Source organism: Rhodoferax sp. LS1P39 (assembly GCF_056521425.1).
Genome location: NZ_JBWMAV010000014.1, coordinates 1 through 14946 on the forward strand (window position 1 = coordinate 1; position 14946 = coordinate 14946).

Here is a 14946-nt window from a genome sequence, read left to right on the forward strand (position 1 = left end):
CTTCTCCACCGCCCACTTCTTTTGCTCTGCCGTGTATCTCTTGTGTTTCATGCTTTGTCTTTTGCCGCCCATCTTTGCCATTAAATGTTGAGGCGACATCTATCCTGACATGGAGGGACACAAAAGAAAGTTACTGCGCCGCCGGGCGCACATCCCGGCCGGGGATGTCAGTTGCATCAACAAAAAGTCCAGCATCCTTAGGCCCCCAGATAGGCATCAAGCACCTGCTTATTCCCCCGAATCTCCGCCGGTGTACCAATGGCCATCACCTTGCCCTCCACCATCACCATGATCCGATGGCACAGGTCCATCACGAAGTCCATGTTGTGCTCGATCACGACAAAGCTGCTTTTCTTGCCCGAAGCCGGGTTGCGGTTCAGGTCTTTCAGCAGGGTGGAGATGCCGCCCACCAGGCTGGGATTCACCCCCGCGCAGGGTTCGTCCAGCAGCACCAGATCGGGCTCGCTCATGAAGGCCATGGCGATGTCCACCAACTTTTGCTGGCCGTAGCTGAGTTCACCGGCCTTCTTGTCGGCCACGTGCTCGATGCGAAAGCGCTTGATCAGTGCATCGGCTTTGTGCCCCAGGCCCGAGTCGCTGGGCGCGAACATGCGGCTGAACATGCTGCCCTGGTGCTCCTGGGCGGCGACGATCAGGTTGTCGCGCACGGTCATCTTGCCAAAGACCTGCAGGGTCTGGAAGGTGCGGCCAATGCCGCGGCGGTTCAGCTCCAGCGGGCCGCACTGGGTCACGTCTTCACCGTTGAGCTCGATCTTGCCGGTGTCGGGGGTGATCTGGCCCAGCATGCTGTTGAACAGCGTGGTCTTGCCCGAGCCGTTGGGGCCGATCACGCCGAAGATTTCACCCGGCTGGACCTCGAAGCTCACACCGCCCACGGCCTGGATCGCACCGTAGGCCTTCTTCAGATCGGTAACTTTCAAAAGGGACTGGTTCATGGCTTGGCTCCTGCGGCAGCGCGGGCGGCGCTGGCTTCTTTAGATTGCTTCTTCGCCTTCATGCGGTCTGGCAGGCTTAGCAGCCCGTCGGGCAGCCACACCATCAGCAACACCACGGCGGCACCGAACATCGGCAAATACCAGTCGGACACGCCCGGCACGTCGCGCAGCCACTCGGGCACCACCACGCCCACTGCCGCGCCCACCACCGGGCCCAGAAAGTAGCCCGGCCCGCCCACCACCACCATCAGGTACATCATGATGGACGCACCCACGGCAAACGGTGCGGGCTCGATGAACTGCACCAGCGACGCAAACAAGGCACCCGCCACCCCGGCATAGGCCGCGCCGATGGCGAACGACAGCAGGGTGTAGCTGCGGATGTTGATGCCTAAGCTCTCCGCCCGGATCGGGTTGTCGCGCAGCGCGGTAAACGCCTTGCCCCAGGGTGAGCGCAGCAGGCCCCATAGCAGTAGCGCCAGCACCACGGCGATGGCCAGTACCAGGTAGTAGTAGGCGCGGTTGCTGTCGGCAAAGGCCGGGCGGGCAATGTCGTTGATGCCGAAGGTGCCGCCGGTCAGCCACTCTTCGTTGCGCATCACCAGCCATACCGCGGTGTTGAAGCCCAAGGTGGCAAACGCCAGGTAGATGGTTTGCACCCGCAGCGCCGGGAAACCCAGCACCAGGCCCACGCCAAAGCACAGCGCCGCAGCCGCTGGAATGCCCAGCCACCAGCCAAAGCCGGCTTTGAGCAGCAGCGCCATGGTGTAGGCCCCGATACCAAAGAAGGCGGCGTGGCCCAGCGACTTCTGCCCGGCGTAGCCTACGGTCAGGTTCAGCCCCATGGTGGCCACCACGAAGATCAGCCACGTGGTCAGCAGGTAGACCCCGTAATTTTTAAGAAATTGGGGTGTCACGCACAAGAACAGGGCGGCAGCAGCTATGGAAATGAGAGTGCTCTTTTTCATACTTTTCTCTCTTCTTTCTTGCCCAGCAGACCTTGCGGCTTGAACAGAATCACCACCATGAAGATCACCAGCGCCACCGCGTCCTTGTAGGCGGGCGAGATGTAGGCCGCGGCCAGGTTCTCGCACACGCCCACGATCAGCCCGCCCAGCAGCGCGCCGCGCGAGTTGTTGAAGCCGCCGATGATGGCCGCGAAGAAGGCCTTGGTGCCCAGGCTTTCACCCATGTCGAACTTGGCGAGATACGTGGGCGTGACCAGCACTGCCGCTGCGCAGGCCAGCACCGCGTTGATGGCAAAGGTGTAGAAAATCATGCGCGGCACGTTGATGCCCAGCACGCTGGCGCTCTCGGTGTTTTGCGCCACCGCCTGCATGGCGCGGCCGGTGATGGTTTTTTGCAGAAAGGCCTGGGTGGCAAACACCAGCAGCAGCGCCAGCACCAGCGTGCCCACGTCGGCCAGGGTGATGGTGACCCCGGCGATGTTGAACAGCTTGTCGGCAAACAGGCTGGGGAAAGGGTGGGCTTCGGCGCTGTACCCGGCCCGCATGCCATTGCGCATGAAGATCGACAGGCCGATGGTGGCCACCACGATGGGCATCATGCCGAACTTGAACAACGGGTCCACCACACCGCGCTTGAAAGCCCAGCCCAGCACCAGGGTGGCCAGCACGCAGCTCAGCAAAAAGCTCACCAGAAACGGCGCACCCATGTGCATGAAGGCCAGCATCATGAACGCGGGCAGCATCACGAACTCGCCCTGGGCAAAGTTGATAGTGCCCGCCGCCTGCCACAGAAGCGTGAAGCCCAAGGCGGCGAGGGCGTAAATGCCCCCGGTGGCCAGGCCACTGAAGAAGAGTTGGAGAAAGTCGGTCACGGGGGCTCCTGGTGTGTGGCTAGGCGGGGCGCAGCGGGTTTACTTCTTCGCCGGAGCAGCAGGCATCTTCACGTTCACATTCGCCACATTCAGCGGCGGCACCATGGCGATCACTTCCTGCTTGCCGTTCTTCACTTCCACCATGAAGCTTTCGCGGTCCAGGTCGCCGTTTTTGTCGAATTCGACGTTCATCAGCACGCCGGGGTATTTGTCGGTGCTGACTTTCAGGCCGTGCAGGGCGGCGGCCACGGCCTTGCGGTCGGGTTTGCCGACTTTCTCGATGGCGGCCTTCAGCGCGTACACGCCGCTGTAGCCCTTCATGCCGTTGTGGTCCGACACGTAGCCGTAGGCTTTCTCAAACTTGGCGCGGAAGGCGCGGATGGCCGGGATGGGCGCGTCCACCGTCAGGCCCACGTGGGCGATGGCACCGTTGGCCGCGTCGCCTGCCAGATCAATGACTTTCTGGCCGGTGAGCGTGGTTTCGCCAATGATGGGCTTGGCCCAGCCTTGCTTGCGCAGTTCGCGCAGGGCACGGGCGGATTCTTCTTCGTTGGAGTAGACAAACACCGCGTCGGGGTTGGCCTGCTTGGCTTTGAGCACAGGTGCGGAGAAATCGACCTGGCCGCTGTCGGTGGAGATCTCGGCGACGATCTTGGTGTCGGTGTTGGCCAGGGCCTTCTTGATGGAGTCCAGCCCGCCCTTGCCGAAGTCGTTGTTCACAAAAATGATGGCCAGGGTTTTGGCCTTGGTCACTTCATTGATGTAGCGCGCCACCTTGGGCATGGCGGTTTCTTGCGTGAAGCTGGTGCGGAAGATGTAGGGGTTGCCCGCCTTGGTGATGCTGGCGGCCTCGCCACCGGTGAAGTTGGGAATCTCGGCGCGGCGGCTCTCGGCCATGCTGACCATGATGGAGCCCGAAAACACCGGGCCGAAGATGGCAAACACCTCGTTGTCCACCGCCTTTTGCGTCAGGCCCTTGGCCACGCCGGGGTTGCTCTGGGTGTCGTTGGTGCTGGTCTCGAACTTCTTGCCCAGCACGCCGCCCTCGGCATTGATCTCCTTGACCGCAAGCTCCACGCCGTTCTTGAAGTTGGTGCCCGCCGTGGCCCCGCCACCGGACAGCTCAACGATGTTGGCGATCTTGATGGTTTGTTGGGCAAATGTGCCGCTAGCGCTTGCTGCAATGGCGCAGGCAGCTATAAATTTGAGAGTAATTCGTTGGGTCATGGCGTGTCTCCGGGTGGTTGGTGGTGAGGGGTCAGGAAGGCTTGCGGATTTCGCCGAGCAGCTCGGCGGGGTAGATGCCTTCGCGCAGGAAGTCGGCATCTTTGCGAATCTGTTGGGCCGCGTCGGTGAAGCCAAAAAAATCCAGGTAGCAATGGGCTTGCTGGATCAGCATCTCAAAACCCGGCTCGGCCTGCAGGCCACGGGCGCGGGCGGCGCGCACCATGGGCGTAGGCTGGTTCTTCATCAAGATATCCACCAGCGCTGCGCCCGCGTCCAGGCGCGCCACGTCGCAGGGCAGGGGGTCGCTGGCCTTCAAACCCAGAGGCGAGGCGTTGATGACCACATCGAATCCGGCGGGGTCGTTGCTGGGGGCGGCAAAGGCCTTGACGGGCGAGCCTGCGGTGATGCGGGCGGCCACCTCGGTAGCGCGCTGGGTGCTGGGGTCGAAAAAGGCAATCTCGGCCGGAGCCTGGGCGCCTGCCAGAGCCAGCGACGCGCCAATCGCCGCCGCCGCACCGCCCGCGCCCAGAATCAACACCCGCTTGGCGGCATAGGCAATGCCGAAGTAGCCCAGGCTGGCCACAAAGCCTTCGCCGTCGAACAGGCCGCCTTCCAGCGTGCCGTCGGCCCTGCGCCGCACGCCGTTGACGGCTCCGGCCATGCGGGCGATGTCGGACATGGCATCCAGCGCGTCCAGCATGGCGGTTTTGTGCGGAATGGTCACCCACAGGCCGTGCACATTGGGGGCGGCAAAAGCGGTTTTCACAAAGGTCTGCAGATCGGCCGGGGCGACCTGCACCGGCACCAGCACCGCGTTGATACCCAGCAGCGCAAAAATGCGGTTGAAGCTGGTGGGGGCTTGCACCTGCTCGATCGGGTGGCCGACGATGAAGTACACGCGGGTGTGGCCGTCGATGGCGTGCACGGGAGCGCTAGCAGGGGTGGTGGAGGGCATGGTGGTGGAGGCGGTGGGCATGTGGGCAGGTCGGTAAGGCCGTCTGAATTTGATTGCGAATGTAGAGGTATGCGCGCCCTGCAGGATGCAACTGCTTGCAAGTCTGCGCGATTAGTGGACGATGTTGCGCGATAATCGAGCGGAACAAGGGTTTTCCTATGATTGATTCCCCCCCTGCACAAGGCGATCTGGACCGCCGCGACTGGATCGCCGGGCTGGAAAAAGGCCTGGCCCTGCTGGAGTCTTTCAGCGAAGCCCATCCGCGCATGAACGCCACCCAGGCGGCCCAGCGCGGCGGCCTGACCCGCACCGCCGCGCGCCGCTACCTGCTGACGCTGGCGCACCTGGGCTTTTTGGGCACCGACGGCAAGCTGTTCTGGCTGACCCCGCGCGTGCTGCGCCTGGGCCAGAGCTACCTGGATTCGGCCCGGCTGCCGCGCATCGTGCAGCCGTTTTTGCAGCGCGTGACGGCGGGCACCATGGAGGTGGCGTATTTGAGCGTGCTCGACGGCGACGACATCGTCTACATCGCCCGCAACGGCCCCAGCCGCAGCATGAACACCGGCTACGTGCTGGGCGGGCGGGTGCAGGCCCAGGTCACGGCGGCGGGCTTGATGATGCTGGCCCAGCGCACGCCCGAGCAGCGCGAGCAGTGGCTGGCCCAGCGCAGCCTGCAGACCTACACCCCGCACACCATTACCCAGCCCGAGCAGTTGCGCACCGCCCTGGTCCACATCCGCGCACAGGACTGGGCCCTGTCCGAGCAGCAGCTGGAGCTGAACTACCGCGGCATCGCCGTGCCCCTGCGCGACCGCAATGGCGATGCCGTCGCCGCCCTCAGCGTCACCATGCCCATGGGCCATGAACCCACCGCCGATGCGGTGGCCCGCGTGCTGCCGGTGCTGCGGGAGACGGCGCAGGCGATGCGGAATTTGATTTGACCGGACCGACTCTGCTGGTTGGCGTGGGCAGGGGTGTTTGTTGCTAATTGTTACACTGCCGCCTCCGCAGCACCTTTGAGGACACCACCGTGTGGTTCAAGAATACGAAAATAGTGACCCGGCTGAGCGTGGGTTTTGGATTGATTTTGGCGTTGCTGGTCGTGGTGATGGGGGTGGCTGCCCTGCGCCTGGGCGAACTGGGCAACATCAACCACCGCATCGTGGACGAGGGCCTGGTAAAGAACTCTGCCGCGGCCACCATCAACGCCACCACCAAGGCCAACGCGCGCCGGACCATGGAGCTGTTTTTCCTCACCGACCCCGCCAAAGCCCAGCAGACCTACGCCTTCATCGATGCCAATAAAAAGGCCATCGCCGATGCGCTGCAGACGCTGAACACCCTGGAAACCTCGCCCGAGGGCCGGGCGCTGCTCGACAAAATCCAGCAAACCCGCACCGCCTACGTGGCATCGTTTGGCAAGGTGGACCAGTTGCTGCGCAGCGAAGACCGGGCCGAGGCCTCGGCCGTGCTGCTGGCCCAGACCCTGCCCGCCCTGGATGCCCTGCAAGACCAGGTGGTGGCCATGGTGGAGCTGCAAAAGCGGCAAATTGCCGAGGATGCCGCGCTGCTGGATGCGCGTATTGCCGCCACCCGCACCCTGCTGTGGGTGCTGGGCGCGGTGGCCCTGCTGCTGGGTGTTGTGGCCACGGTCCTGATTGCCCGCAGCATCGTGGAGCCCTTGAATGAGGCCTTGCTGATCGCCGACACCGTGGCGGCGGGCGATTTGAGCCAGGATTTTGAAACCGTGCGCGGTGGCGAGTTTGGGCGCCTTTTGGGCTCCATGGGTTCGATGGAGGACACCCTCACCCAACTGGTGATCCGCATCAAGGACAGCACCGAGTCGATCTCCGTGGCTTCGCGGCAAATTGCCAGCGGCAATGCCGACCTGTCGCAGCGCACCGAAACCCAGGCATCGTCGCTGGAAGAAACCGCCGCCAGCATGGAGCAACTGACGGCCACCGTGCGCCAGAACCTCCAGCGCGAAAAGGCGGTCCACGGCCTGGCCCAGGACGCCGCCCATATCGCCCAGCGCGGCGGCACGGCGGTGGGTGAGGTGGTGGACACCATGCTGGACATCAGCACCAGCTCGAAAAAGATCGTGGACATCATCGAGGTCATTGAAGGCATTGCCTTCCAGACCAACATCCTGGCCCTGAATGCCGCCGTGGAGGCCGCCCGAGCGGGCGAGCAGGGCCGGGGCTTTGCGGTAGTGGCCAGCGAGGTGCGGACCCTGGCGCAACGCAGCGCCGATGCCGCCAAAGAGATCAAGGGGCTGATCGGCCACTCGGTGCAGCAGGTGGAAAGCGGCAGCCAGCGCGTCGACCAGGCGGGCCGCACCATGCAGGAAATCGTGCAGGCCGTGCACCGGGTCACCGAGGTACTGGCCGAGATGACGCAGGCCTCGGCCGAGCAAAGCGCGGGCATCGAGCATGTGAACCAGGCTGTGGTGCAACTGGAGTCCATGACCCAGCAAAACGCCTCCCTGGTCGAAGAAACCGCCGCCGCCGCCACGTCCATGGCCAGCCAGGTGGAGCTGCTCCAGGAGGCGGTGGACAGCTTCAAGGTATAAGGCAACGCTGAACAAGTCCCTCGCGGTCTGCGCATCCCTGGCCTCGGGCGGTCTGCGGCGTTGCAAATCCTCGCCATAGCCCAAGCTATGTCTGCGGTTTGCGCCTAGCATCCCATCCCGATCCAGGGCGCGCCGCCTCGCGGAGACTTATTCAGCGTCGCCATAAAGCCCCCAGGAGAACCCCCATGATCCGCCACACCGTCGTCTTCACACTCAAGCACCCAGCGGCCTCCGAGGCGGAGTCGTCCTTCCTGCAGGCCGCGCAGGTGCTGGCCACCATTCCCAGCGTCCGAAACTTCGAACGCCTACGCCAGGTCAGCCCGAAGAACAGTTTTGACTTTGGCTTCTCGATGGAATTCGAGTCGCAAGAGGGCTACACGGCCTACAACGTCCACCCAGAACACGTCCGCTTCGTAGAGACCCGCTGGAAGCCCGAAGTGGCGGATTTCCTGGAAATCGACTACGTGCCGCTGAGCCCGGCTTGAGCAAAACAGGCCCGCGCCACCTCGCGCGCTAGGCGCGATGCCCGGCAAAGCCGGGCCGATCCCGCTCCCCCGGGGTCCCCATCTGTATGCGCCGAGGAGCACAGCTTTGGGCGGAAAAGGGCTGGCGTCTGTTTGAGCGCCAGCGAGTTTAGCCAGACCCCGACCAAAGCGAAGCACCGCAGGTTCCCGTAGCGCCAGCGGAGGGCGCAGACAGTTGGGGCGCCTTTCTTTTGGTGACTTTTCTTTTGCGCAAAAGAACAAGTGACTGCGCCGCCGGGCGCACATCCCGGCCGGGGATGCCAGCAGGCACCCAGAAAACGTAAACGCCAACCCGCCAATAGGGGTCGGAGCACGCACGCGACTGGGCGGGAGGGTTGGTATCCACTTTTCGGCGCGCGTGGATGATCCGACCCCCATTGGCTACCACCCATGCAGTCCGCACAGGTTACTTCTCTTTTGATAGTCAAAAATAGGAGCTTCCCGTGCCCATTCCATCAGCGCAGAGGGCACTTTGGGTACCTGAAAATCCCCCTGAAAATCTGAAACAGCCCCCCATCCCCCTCCGGCAAACCACGCCCCTCTTTACGCAGCAACACCCCCAAGCCTAGGGTAAATGCGGATCCTCAATTGATTCAACGATCCGTACACTGAACCTACATTCAGAATACTGATCGTCAACCTGCTGCAAACGACCAGTTCCCCCGCACCGCAGCCCCACGAAAAAGACAAGGAGCCCCACATGTTCCCGAAAAACGCCTGGTACGTCGCCTGCACCCCTGACGAAATCGCCGACAAACCCCTGGGCCGCAAGATTTGCGGCGAATCTCTGGTGCTGTACCGCGGCCCCGAAGGCCAGGCCACCGCGCTGGAAGACTTTTGCCCGCACCGCGGCGCGCCCCTGTCGCTGGGCAAGGTGGAAAACGGCAAACTCACCTGCGGCTACCACGGGCTGGAGATGGGCTGCGACGGCAAAACCGTGGCCATGCCCGGCCAGCGGGTGCGCGGCTTTCCGGCCATCCGCAGCTACCCGGCCATCGAGCGCTACGGCTTCATCTGGGTCTGGCCCGGCGATGCGGCCCTGGCGGACGCGTCCAAACTGCACCACCTGGAGTGGGCCGACAACCCTGCCTGGGCCTACGGCGGTGGCCTGTTCCACATTAACTGCGACTACCGCCTGATGGTCGACAACCTGATGGACCTGTCGCACGAAACCTATGTGCACGCCAGCAGCATCGGCCAAAAAGAGATCGACGAAACCCCCACCAAAACCGTGGTGAACGGCGACGAGGTGATCACCAGCCGCCATATGGAAAACATCAGCGCGCCGCCGTTCTGGCGCATGGCATTGCGCGGCAACGGCCTGGCCGACGACGTGCCGGTGGACCGCTGGCAGATCTGCCGCTTCACCCCGCCCAGCCACGTGATGATCGAGGTGGGCGTGGCCCACGCGGGCCACGGTGGCTACGAGGCGCCCGACGCGCACAAGGCATCGTCCATCGTGGTGGACTTCATTACGCCCGAGACCGAAACCTCGATCTGGTACTTCTGGGGCATGGCGCGCCACTTCAAGCCCACCGACACCGAGCTCACCGCCAGCATCCGCGAAGGCCAGGGCAAGATCTTCAGCGAAGACCTGGAGATGCTGGAGAAGCAGCAGCGCAACCTGCTGGCCCACCCGCAGCGCAAGCTGCTGATGCTCAACATCGACTCCGGCGGCGTGCAGGCCCGCAAGGTGATCGACCGCCTGCTGGCCGCCGAAGCACCGCAGGTGGCAGCATGAGCACGGCCACCATCAGCGTGCGCGTGGCGCGCAAAACGCAGGAAGCGCTGGACATCTGCAGCTACGAGCTGGTGTCCACCGACGGCACGGCGCTGCCGGGCTTTTCGGCCGGATCGCACGTGGACGTGCACCTGCCCGGCGGGATCACGCGCCAGTATTCGTTGTGCAACGATGCCAGCGAAACCCATCGCTACCTGGTTGGCGTGCTGCGCGACCCGGCATCGCGTGGCGGCTCACAGGCCATGCACGACACGGTGCAAGAGGGCGATGTGCTGCAAATCAGCGCGCCGAAAAACCACTTCCCCTTGGCGCACGGTGCCAGCCGCAGCCTGCTGCTGGCGGGCGGCATCGGTATCACGCCGATTCTGTGCATGGCCGAGCGCCTGGCCGCCAGCGCCGCGCCGTTCCAGATGCACTACTGCAGTCGCGCCCAGGAACGCACCGCCTTTTACGAGCGCATCCGCAGCTCCGGCTTTGCATCCGATGTGCACTTCCACTTCGACGATGGTGCCAGCGCACAAAAGCTGTCCTTGCCCGACCTGCTGGCCGAACCGCAGCCGGGGGTGCACCTGTATGTGTGCGGGCCCAAGGGCTTCATGGACGCGGTGCTGCAGACGGCGCGCTCCAGCGGCTGGCCCGAAGACCAGCTGCACTACGAGTTCTTCTCGGCCAACGTGGCACCTTCGGCAGATGACGCCAGCTTTGAGGTCAAGCTGGCCAGCTCGGGCCGGGTGGTGCGCATCGCCGCCGACCAGACTGTGGCCAAGGCGCTGGCCCTGGCGGGGGTGGAGATTCCGCTGTCGTGCGAGCAAGGCGTGTGCGGCACCTGCCTGACCCGCGTGCTGGAGGGCGAGCCCGACCACAAGGACATGTACCTCACGCCGGAAGAGCAGGCCGCCAACGACCAGTTCACCCCGTGCTGCTCTCGGTCAAAATCGGCGCTTTTAGTGCTGGATCTGTAACGCATGCCCTTGTCCTCCCTGATCGCCCTGCAAGACCAACCCGGCCACCTGATCCGCCGCGCCCACCAGATCGCGGTGGCCAGCTTCCACACGCACTTGGGTCGCGAGGTCACCCCCGTGCAATACGCGCTGATGCGCACGCTGCAAGACCAGCCCGGTATCGACCAGAGCACCCTGGCGCTGGCCGTGGCGCTGGACACTTCCACCACCGCCGACATCGCCGTGCGGCTGGAGGCCAAGGGCTGGATTACCCGTGCGGTGCTGGCGCGCGGCCAGCGCAGTCTGTCGCTCACCCCTGAGGGCGTGGCGCTGCTGACCTCGTTGGTAGACGGCATGGCGCAGATGCAGACCACCTTGCTGGGCGGGCTGGAGCCGCTGGAGCAGGCCGAGCTGCTGCGCCTGCTGCGCAAATTTGTGGAACCCGACTCGCGTAAGCGGCAGGGGCTTTGAAAGAATTTGCTCTAAAAAGCGTAGCTGCTCGTGCTTATTGAATCGGCGCAGACTGCCTAAATGACGAGTAATTTTTTCTGCCGCCTTGAGCACATCCGACTGTGCCGCTTCTTCCACCAGATCACTACGCCGGTGCAAGACAGTACGGCCACTGCCAGGCCCAGCAAGCAAATAAACGCCTTGAACGGCCAGCCCCATGCCGCCGCCATGTGCAGCGCGGCAAGCCAGATGCGGATGGTATCGCCCGCGGCGGCACCGGTGGGTCGCCAGAGGTGGCGTTGTGCGCCGGTGTTGGCATCGAAATAGAGGCTGGTGGCGCCGCCGTGGTCGCGCGGGTCCAGGCTGCTGAGCACGTCGTAGCGGTACATTGCTTTGCGCGGGTCGTAGACCAGGGCTTCCTCTTCCAGAATGCTGAAGCCGTGCTGGTGCGCTGCCTGCGCCATCAGGCTGCGACCCATGCTGCGGCTTTCGGCCCAATCGATGCCGGGCTCAGGTTGCGGGTGCGGCAACAGCGGCAGGCTGCGGTAGTTGGGCTGGTAGTCCACCAGCGCAGACATGGTGGGCTTGTAGACTTCGGTGAGGTTGAAGGCGACGCTGCTCCAGGCCAGTATAAAAAGCATCGCCCAGGGCCATAGGCCGCCGCTTCGGTGCAGGTCGACGTTGAGTTTGTAGTTGCCGCTGCCCCAGCGAATTTTCCAGGCCGGCCACCAGCGGCGGAACCAGGGTTTGGTGGTTTTAGCGCGTACCGGAAACGTGAGGTAGGCCCCGACAAAACAGTCCAGCGTCCACAAAAGGGCCACGATGCCAAACATATAGCTGCCTACCGTGCCGAGCGCGAGCGAATGGTGCAGGCGGTAGATGAAGGGCATTAGGTTCTTGCTGCCCTGCGACAGGTCACCCCAGCGGCGTTCGCCCAGGATTTCGCCGGTGACGGGGTGCACGAAGACCTGGTCGTTGGGCAGTGGCGTGCCGCTGCCTGTACGCGTGAACAGCAGGAACTTGGCCGTGTGACCCGGCACCTGCCGTAGCTTGGTGTAGGTGACGCGGGCTTGCGGGTAACGCGCCGCCACCATGGCACGCAACACCAGCGGGTCCAGTGCTTGCGCGCCGGGTTCGGTTTGTACCTGGAACAGGCCCGGGCTGATCAGCGCTTCAAGTTCGTCGTTCCAGGCCAGCAGGCTGCCGGTGAGCCCGGCTACCAGCAAAAAGCCTGCTATCACCAGGCCGACATAGCGGTGCACGACCACCAGTAGCGTGCGCATCACCAGCTATAGCGTAGCGTGGCAATTGCGGTGCGGCGAGCACCGTACTGGCATGCGTTGTAGCAGTAGCCCGCGTAGATTTTGTCGAGCAGGTTACTGACGTTCAAACTGATCTGCGCGCCGCGCAGGGCGTTGTGGGCCTGGCCCAGGTCGTAGCGCAACGCAACGTCGACTAGCGTCACGTCGGGCACGCTCCAGGTGTTTAGGTTGTTGCCGTAGCGCTTGCCGATGTGGCGCAGGCCACCACCCATACGGAGTCCGCGCAGCGCTTCCGACGCAAACGCGTAGTCGGCCCAGGCCGAGGCCAGGTGCTTGGGCGCGTTGGGCACGGACTTGCCGACCAGGTCGGGAACACCGTTGCGGTCGCTATCGGTGTTGTCCTTGGTGACATCGGCATCGGTGTAGGTGTAGCTGCCGCTCAGCGTCCAGTGGCGGGCAATCACCGCTTTGCCTTCGAGTTCCAAGCCGCGCGAGCGCACTTCGCCGGTTTGGATCAGGTAGTTGGTGTGCGCCGGGTCGGTGGTGCTGGCGTTTTGCTTGCGCAGGTCGAACACTGACAAGGCCAGCATGTGGTTACCATCCTGCGGCTGGTATTTCATGCCGACTTCGAGTTGTTTGCCTGTCTCGGGCTTGAACGGTGTGCCGTCAAAGCTGCCGATGCTGGTGACTGGCATGAACGAGGTGGCATAGCTGGCATACGGCGTAAGCCCGGACTCGGACAGGTAGGCCGCGCCGACCTGTCCGGTAAAGGCGCTGTCTTTCATGCGGGCCACGGTATTGGCGGCGCGCTGGCGTTCGCTGCGGTAGTCGGACCAGTCTTGCCGCCCGCCCAGTGACAGCACCCATTTTTTGTCGTATTTGAGTTGCTCTTGCAGGTACAGGCCGGTCTGGCGCAGGTCGTTCTGGTTATAGCCGGTGGCGACCGGGCGCGGTGCCGGGACGTAGACCGGCGCGAACAGGTCCAAGGTACCTGAGGGGCCGTCGCCCACCACCGTGTGGCCGCTGCCGCGCACGTAGTCCAGCCCGACCAGCACGGTGTGCTCGGCCACGCCGGTGCTGAATCGGGCCTGGGCCTGGTTGTCGGCGCTCCACTGGTCGCCGTCGGTGACCATCAGCGAATTGGTGGCGGTGACGTTGCGCTGGTTGGCCGCATAGGTGGTGAGGATGCCCTGGCCACCGGCATCCGCCTTGGTCTTTGAATAGCGCAGGCTCTGGCGTAGCGTCCATACTTCGTTGGCGCGGTGCTCCAGTTGGTAAGCCAAGTCGGTGTTCTGGTAGATCTTGCCCGCATCCATGCTCTGGGCGCGGTTCACCGGAATCTGGCCGTTGCGGTTGGGCAGCACGGTGCCGGATGCTGGCAGCAGGTTGATACCACCGCCTTTGTTGTGCTGGTATTCGGCCCGCAACGTCACGTCGGTTTGTGCTGTAGGGTGCCAGGCCAGCGTGCCGGAGAGAAAGTCGCGCTGGTCCACCAGGTAGTCTGTCTGGGTGTCGGCATCGCGCTTCAGGGCTATCAGTCGGTAGGCCAGTTTTCCTTCGGCGTCGATGGGTCCGCTGAGGTCAGCCGCCACCTGTTTTCGGTTGAAGCTGCCCGCCTGTACTTCCACTTGGCGCACCGGCATATCGGTAGGTTGCTTGGACACCAGGTTGACGATGCCGCCCGGCACGTTCTGGCCGAACAGCACCGAGGCCGGGCCACGCAGCACTTCGATGCGTTCCAGTGCATAGGGTTCGACCGACTGCCGCCCGGTGAAGGCAATGGTGGCAATGCGCATGCCGTCGCGGTAGAAGAAGTCGCTGGTGCCGGTGGTGCTGGTGAAGCCGCGCAGCGCGACCTGCTGCGAATCTGTTGAATACGGGTTGTTAGCGGAGAAAACGCCCGCCGTGTAGCCCAGCGCCTGCACGATGCTGCTGGGCTTCTGGTCGTCCAGCTCCTGGCGGGTAATGACCGAGATGGCGCGGGGTATCTCGTTGATCGGCGTGTCGGTCTTGGTGGCGGTGGCGCTGCGCTGGGCGATATGGCCCTTGACCGGGCCGTTGGCCCGTTCGCGCTCGGCCTTGGCGGTGACTCTTACCTCCGGCAGGATCTGCGGTGCTGCGAGCCCAACTTTTTCCACCACCAGGGTGCGTCCGTCCACTCGGCCTTGCAGGCCGCTGCCCTGTAGAAGGCTGTTCAGCGCTGCGCGCAGATCCGGTGTTGGGGCGACGGCGGGTGCTTGGCGACTCTGCACCAGGTCGTTTTGTGCGATCAGTTGCAATCCGGCCTGCCGTGCAAGCTGTACCAGAGCCTGGTCCAGCGGCTGGGCGGCTAGCGCATAAGGCGCTTGGGACCATGCAGGTGCATGGACCGCAATGGCGAGCGTGGTGGCCAGCGGGGTGAGGGCGAACAGGTATGAGCGAGACATCCGGGGTAACTCCATCAAAGAAGGTTAAAACAAGGTTTCACCCTCATGAACA

At 63.8% G+C, this 14946-nt stretch carries 13 protein-coding genes; 6 read left to right on the forward strand and 7 right to left on the reverse strand.

Annotated features, from left to right (window positions below; translation table 11 throughout):
* Positions 1 to 197: 197 nt before the first annotated feature.
* From AC097O_RS18950 to AC097O_RS18970, 5 genes are read right to left on the reverse strand one after another with little or no spacing between them, the layout of a single operon-like run.
* Positions 198 to 956, reverse strand: coding sequence for an ABC transporter ATP-binding protein (locus AC097O_RS18950; protein WP_479594424.1), 759 nt, complete (start codon positions 954 to 956; stop codon positions 198 to 200).
* Complete coding sequence (locus tag AC097O_RS18955; RefSeq protein ID WP_479594425.1) at positions 953 to 1924, reverse strand: branched-chain amino acid ABC transporter permease; 972 nt, start codon at positions 1922 to 1924, stop codon at positions 953 to 955. The genes AC097O_RS18950 and AC097O_RS18955 overlap by 4 nt, the downstream gene beginning before the upstream one ends.
* The gene (locus AC097O_RS18960; protein WP_479594426.1) at positions 1921 to 2796 is read right to left on the reverse strand and encodes a branched-chain amino acid ABC transporter permease; all 876 of its coding nucleotides are present in this window, start codon (positions 2794 to 2796) and stop codon (positions 1921 to 1923) included. The genes AC097O_RS18955 and AC097O_RS18960 overlap by 4 nt, the downstream gene beginning before the upstream one ends.
* Positions 2797 to 2835: 39 nt before the next feature.
* Positions 2836 to 4023 (reverse strand): ABC transporter substrate-binding protein, encoded by a 1188-nt coding sequence (locus AC097O_RS18965; RefSeq protein WP_479594427.1) that lies wholly within the window; start codon positions 4021 to 4023, stop codon positions 2836 to 2838.
* Between the two features lie 31 nt (positions 4024 to 4054).
* Entirely contained in the window at positions 4055 to 4999 is a 945-nt protein-coding gene (locus tag AC097O_RS18970; protein WP_479594428.1) for a shikimate dehydrogenase family protein, read from the reverse strand.
* 137 nt (positions 5000 to 5136) lie between these two features.
* Here AC097O_RS18970 and AC097O_RS18975 point away from each other — a divergent pair, with 137 nt between their 5' ends.
* The 6 genes from AC097O_RS18975 (at position 5137) to AC097O_RS19000 (ending at position 11227) form a co-directional block, all read left to right on the forward strand.
* The gene (locus AC097O_RS18975; protein WP_479594429.1) at positions 5137 to 5919 is read left to right on the forward strand and encodes an IclR family transcriptional regulator domain-containing protein; all 783 of its coding nucleotides are present in this window, start codon (positions 5137 to 5139) and stop codon (positions 5917 to 5919) included.
* An 89-nt stretch (positions 5920 to 6008) separates the two neighbouring features.
* A complete protein-coding gene (locus tag AC097O_RS18980; RefSeq protein WP_479594430.1) occupies positions 6009 to 7550 on the forward strand; it encodes a methyl-accepting chemotaxis protein in 1542 nt (513 codons plus the stop codon).
* Between the two features lie 185 nt (positions 7551 to 7735).
* A complete protein-coding gene (locus AC097O_RS18985) occupies positions 7736 to 8035 on the forward strand; it encodes a Dabb family protein (RefSeq protein ID WP_479594431.1) in 300 nt (99 codons plus the stop codon).
* 739 nt (positions 8036 to 8774) lie between these two features.
* Entirely contained in the window at positions 8775 to 9815 is a 1041-nt protein-coding gene (locus AC097O_RS18990) for an aromatic ring-hydroxylating dioxygenase subunit alpha (protein ID WP_479594432.1), read from the forward strand.
* Positions 9812 to 10777 (forward strand): PDR/VanB family oxidoreductase, encoded by a 966-nt coding sequence (locus AC097O_RS18995; protein WP_479594433.1) that lies wholly within the window; start codon positions 9812 to 9814, stop codon positions 10775 to 10777. The genes AC097O_RS18990 and AC097O_RS18995 overlap by 4 nt, the downstream gene beginning before the upstream one ends.
* 3 nt (positions 10778 to 10780) lie before the next feature.
* Positions 10781 to 11227: a MarR family winged helix-turn-helix transcriptional regulator gene (locus AC097O_RS19000; protein ID WP_479594434.1), complete on the forward strand. Its 447-nt coding sequence runs from the start codon at positions 10781 to 10783 to the stop codon at positions 11225 to 11227.
* Between the two features lie 56 nt (positions 11228 to 11283).
* Here the strand turns inward: AC097O_RS19000 and AC097O_RS19005 are convergent, their stop codons facing one another.
* Together AC097O_RS19005 and AC097O_RS19010 are read right to left on the reverse strand one after the other, a co-directional pair.
* Positions 11284 to 12489 carry a PepSY-associated TM helix domain-containing protein gene (locus AC097O_RS19005; RefSeq protein ID WP_479594435.1) on the reverse strand — a complete coding sequence of 402 codons (1206 nt, stop codon included), beginning with the start codon at positions 12487 to 12489 and terminating at the stop codon, positions 11284 to 11286.
* A complete protein-coding gene (locus AC097O_RS19010; protein WP_479594436.1) occupies positions 12489 to 14894 on the reverse strand; it encodes a TonB-dependent siderophore receptor in 2406 nt (801 codons plus the stop codon). The genes AC097O_RS19005 and AC097O_RS19010 overlap by 1 nt, the downstream gene beginning before the upstream one ends.
* Positions 14895 to 14946: the final 52 nt, after the last annotated feature.

What these genes read in the sequence shown, in the direction of transcription:
- AC097O_RS18995 (WP_479594433.1), top strand. Translation starts at nt 9,812, where the DNA reads ATGAGCACGGCCACCATCAGCGTGCGCGTGGCGCGCAAAACGCAGGAA.
- AC097O_RS19005 (WP_479594435.1), bottom strand. Translation starts at nt 12,489, where the DNA reads ATGCGCACGCTACTGGTGGTCGTGCACCGCTATGTCGGCCTGGTGATA.
- AC097O_RS18950 (WP_479594424.1), bottom strand. Translation starts at nt 956, where the DNA reads ATGAACCAGTCCCTTTTGAAAGTTACCGATCTGAAGAAGGCCTACGGT.
- AC097O_RS19010 (WP_479594436.1), bottom strand. Translation starts at nt 14,894, where the DNA reads ATGTCTCGCTCATACCTGTTCGCCCTCACCCCGCTGGCCACCACGCTC.
- AC097O_RS18985 (WP_479594431.1), top strand. Translation starts at nt 7,736, where the DNA reads ATGATCCGCCACACCGTCGTCTTCACACTCAAGCACCCAGCGGCCTCC.
- AC097O_RS18955 (WP_479594425.1), bottom strand. Translation starts at nt 1,924, where the DNA reads ATGAAAAAGAGCACTCTCATTTCCATAGCTGCTGCCGCCCTGTTCTTG.
- AC097O_RS18970 (WP_479594428.1), bottom strand. Translation starts at nt 4,999, where the DNA reads ATGCCCACCGCCTCCACCACCATGCCCTCCACCACCCCTGCTAGCGCT.
- AC097O_RS18990 (WP_479594432.1), top strand. Translation starts at nt 8,775, where the DNA reads ATGTTCCCGAAAAACGCCTGGTACGTCGCCTGCACCCCTGACGAAATC.
- AC097O_RS19000 (WP_479594434.1), top strand. Translation starts at nt 10,781, where the DNA reads ATGCCCTTGTCCTCCCTGATCGCCCTGCAAGACCAACCCGGCCACCTG.
- AC097O_RS18965 (WP_479594427.1), bottom strand. Translation starts at nt 4,023, where the DNA reads ATGACCCAACGAATTACTCTCAAATTTATAGCTGCCTGCGCCATTGCA.
- AC097O_RS18975 (WP_479594429.1), top strand. Translation starts at nt 5,137, where the DNA reads ATGATTGATTCCCCCCCTGCACAAGGCGATCTGGACCGCCGCGACTGG.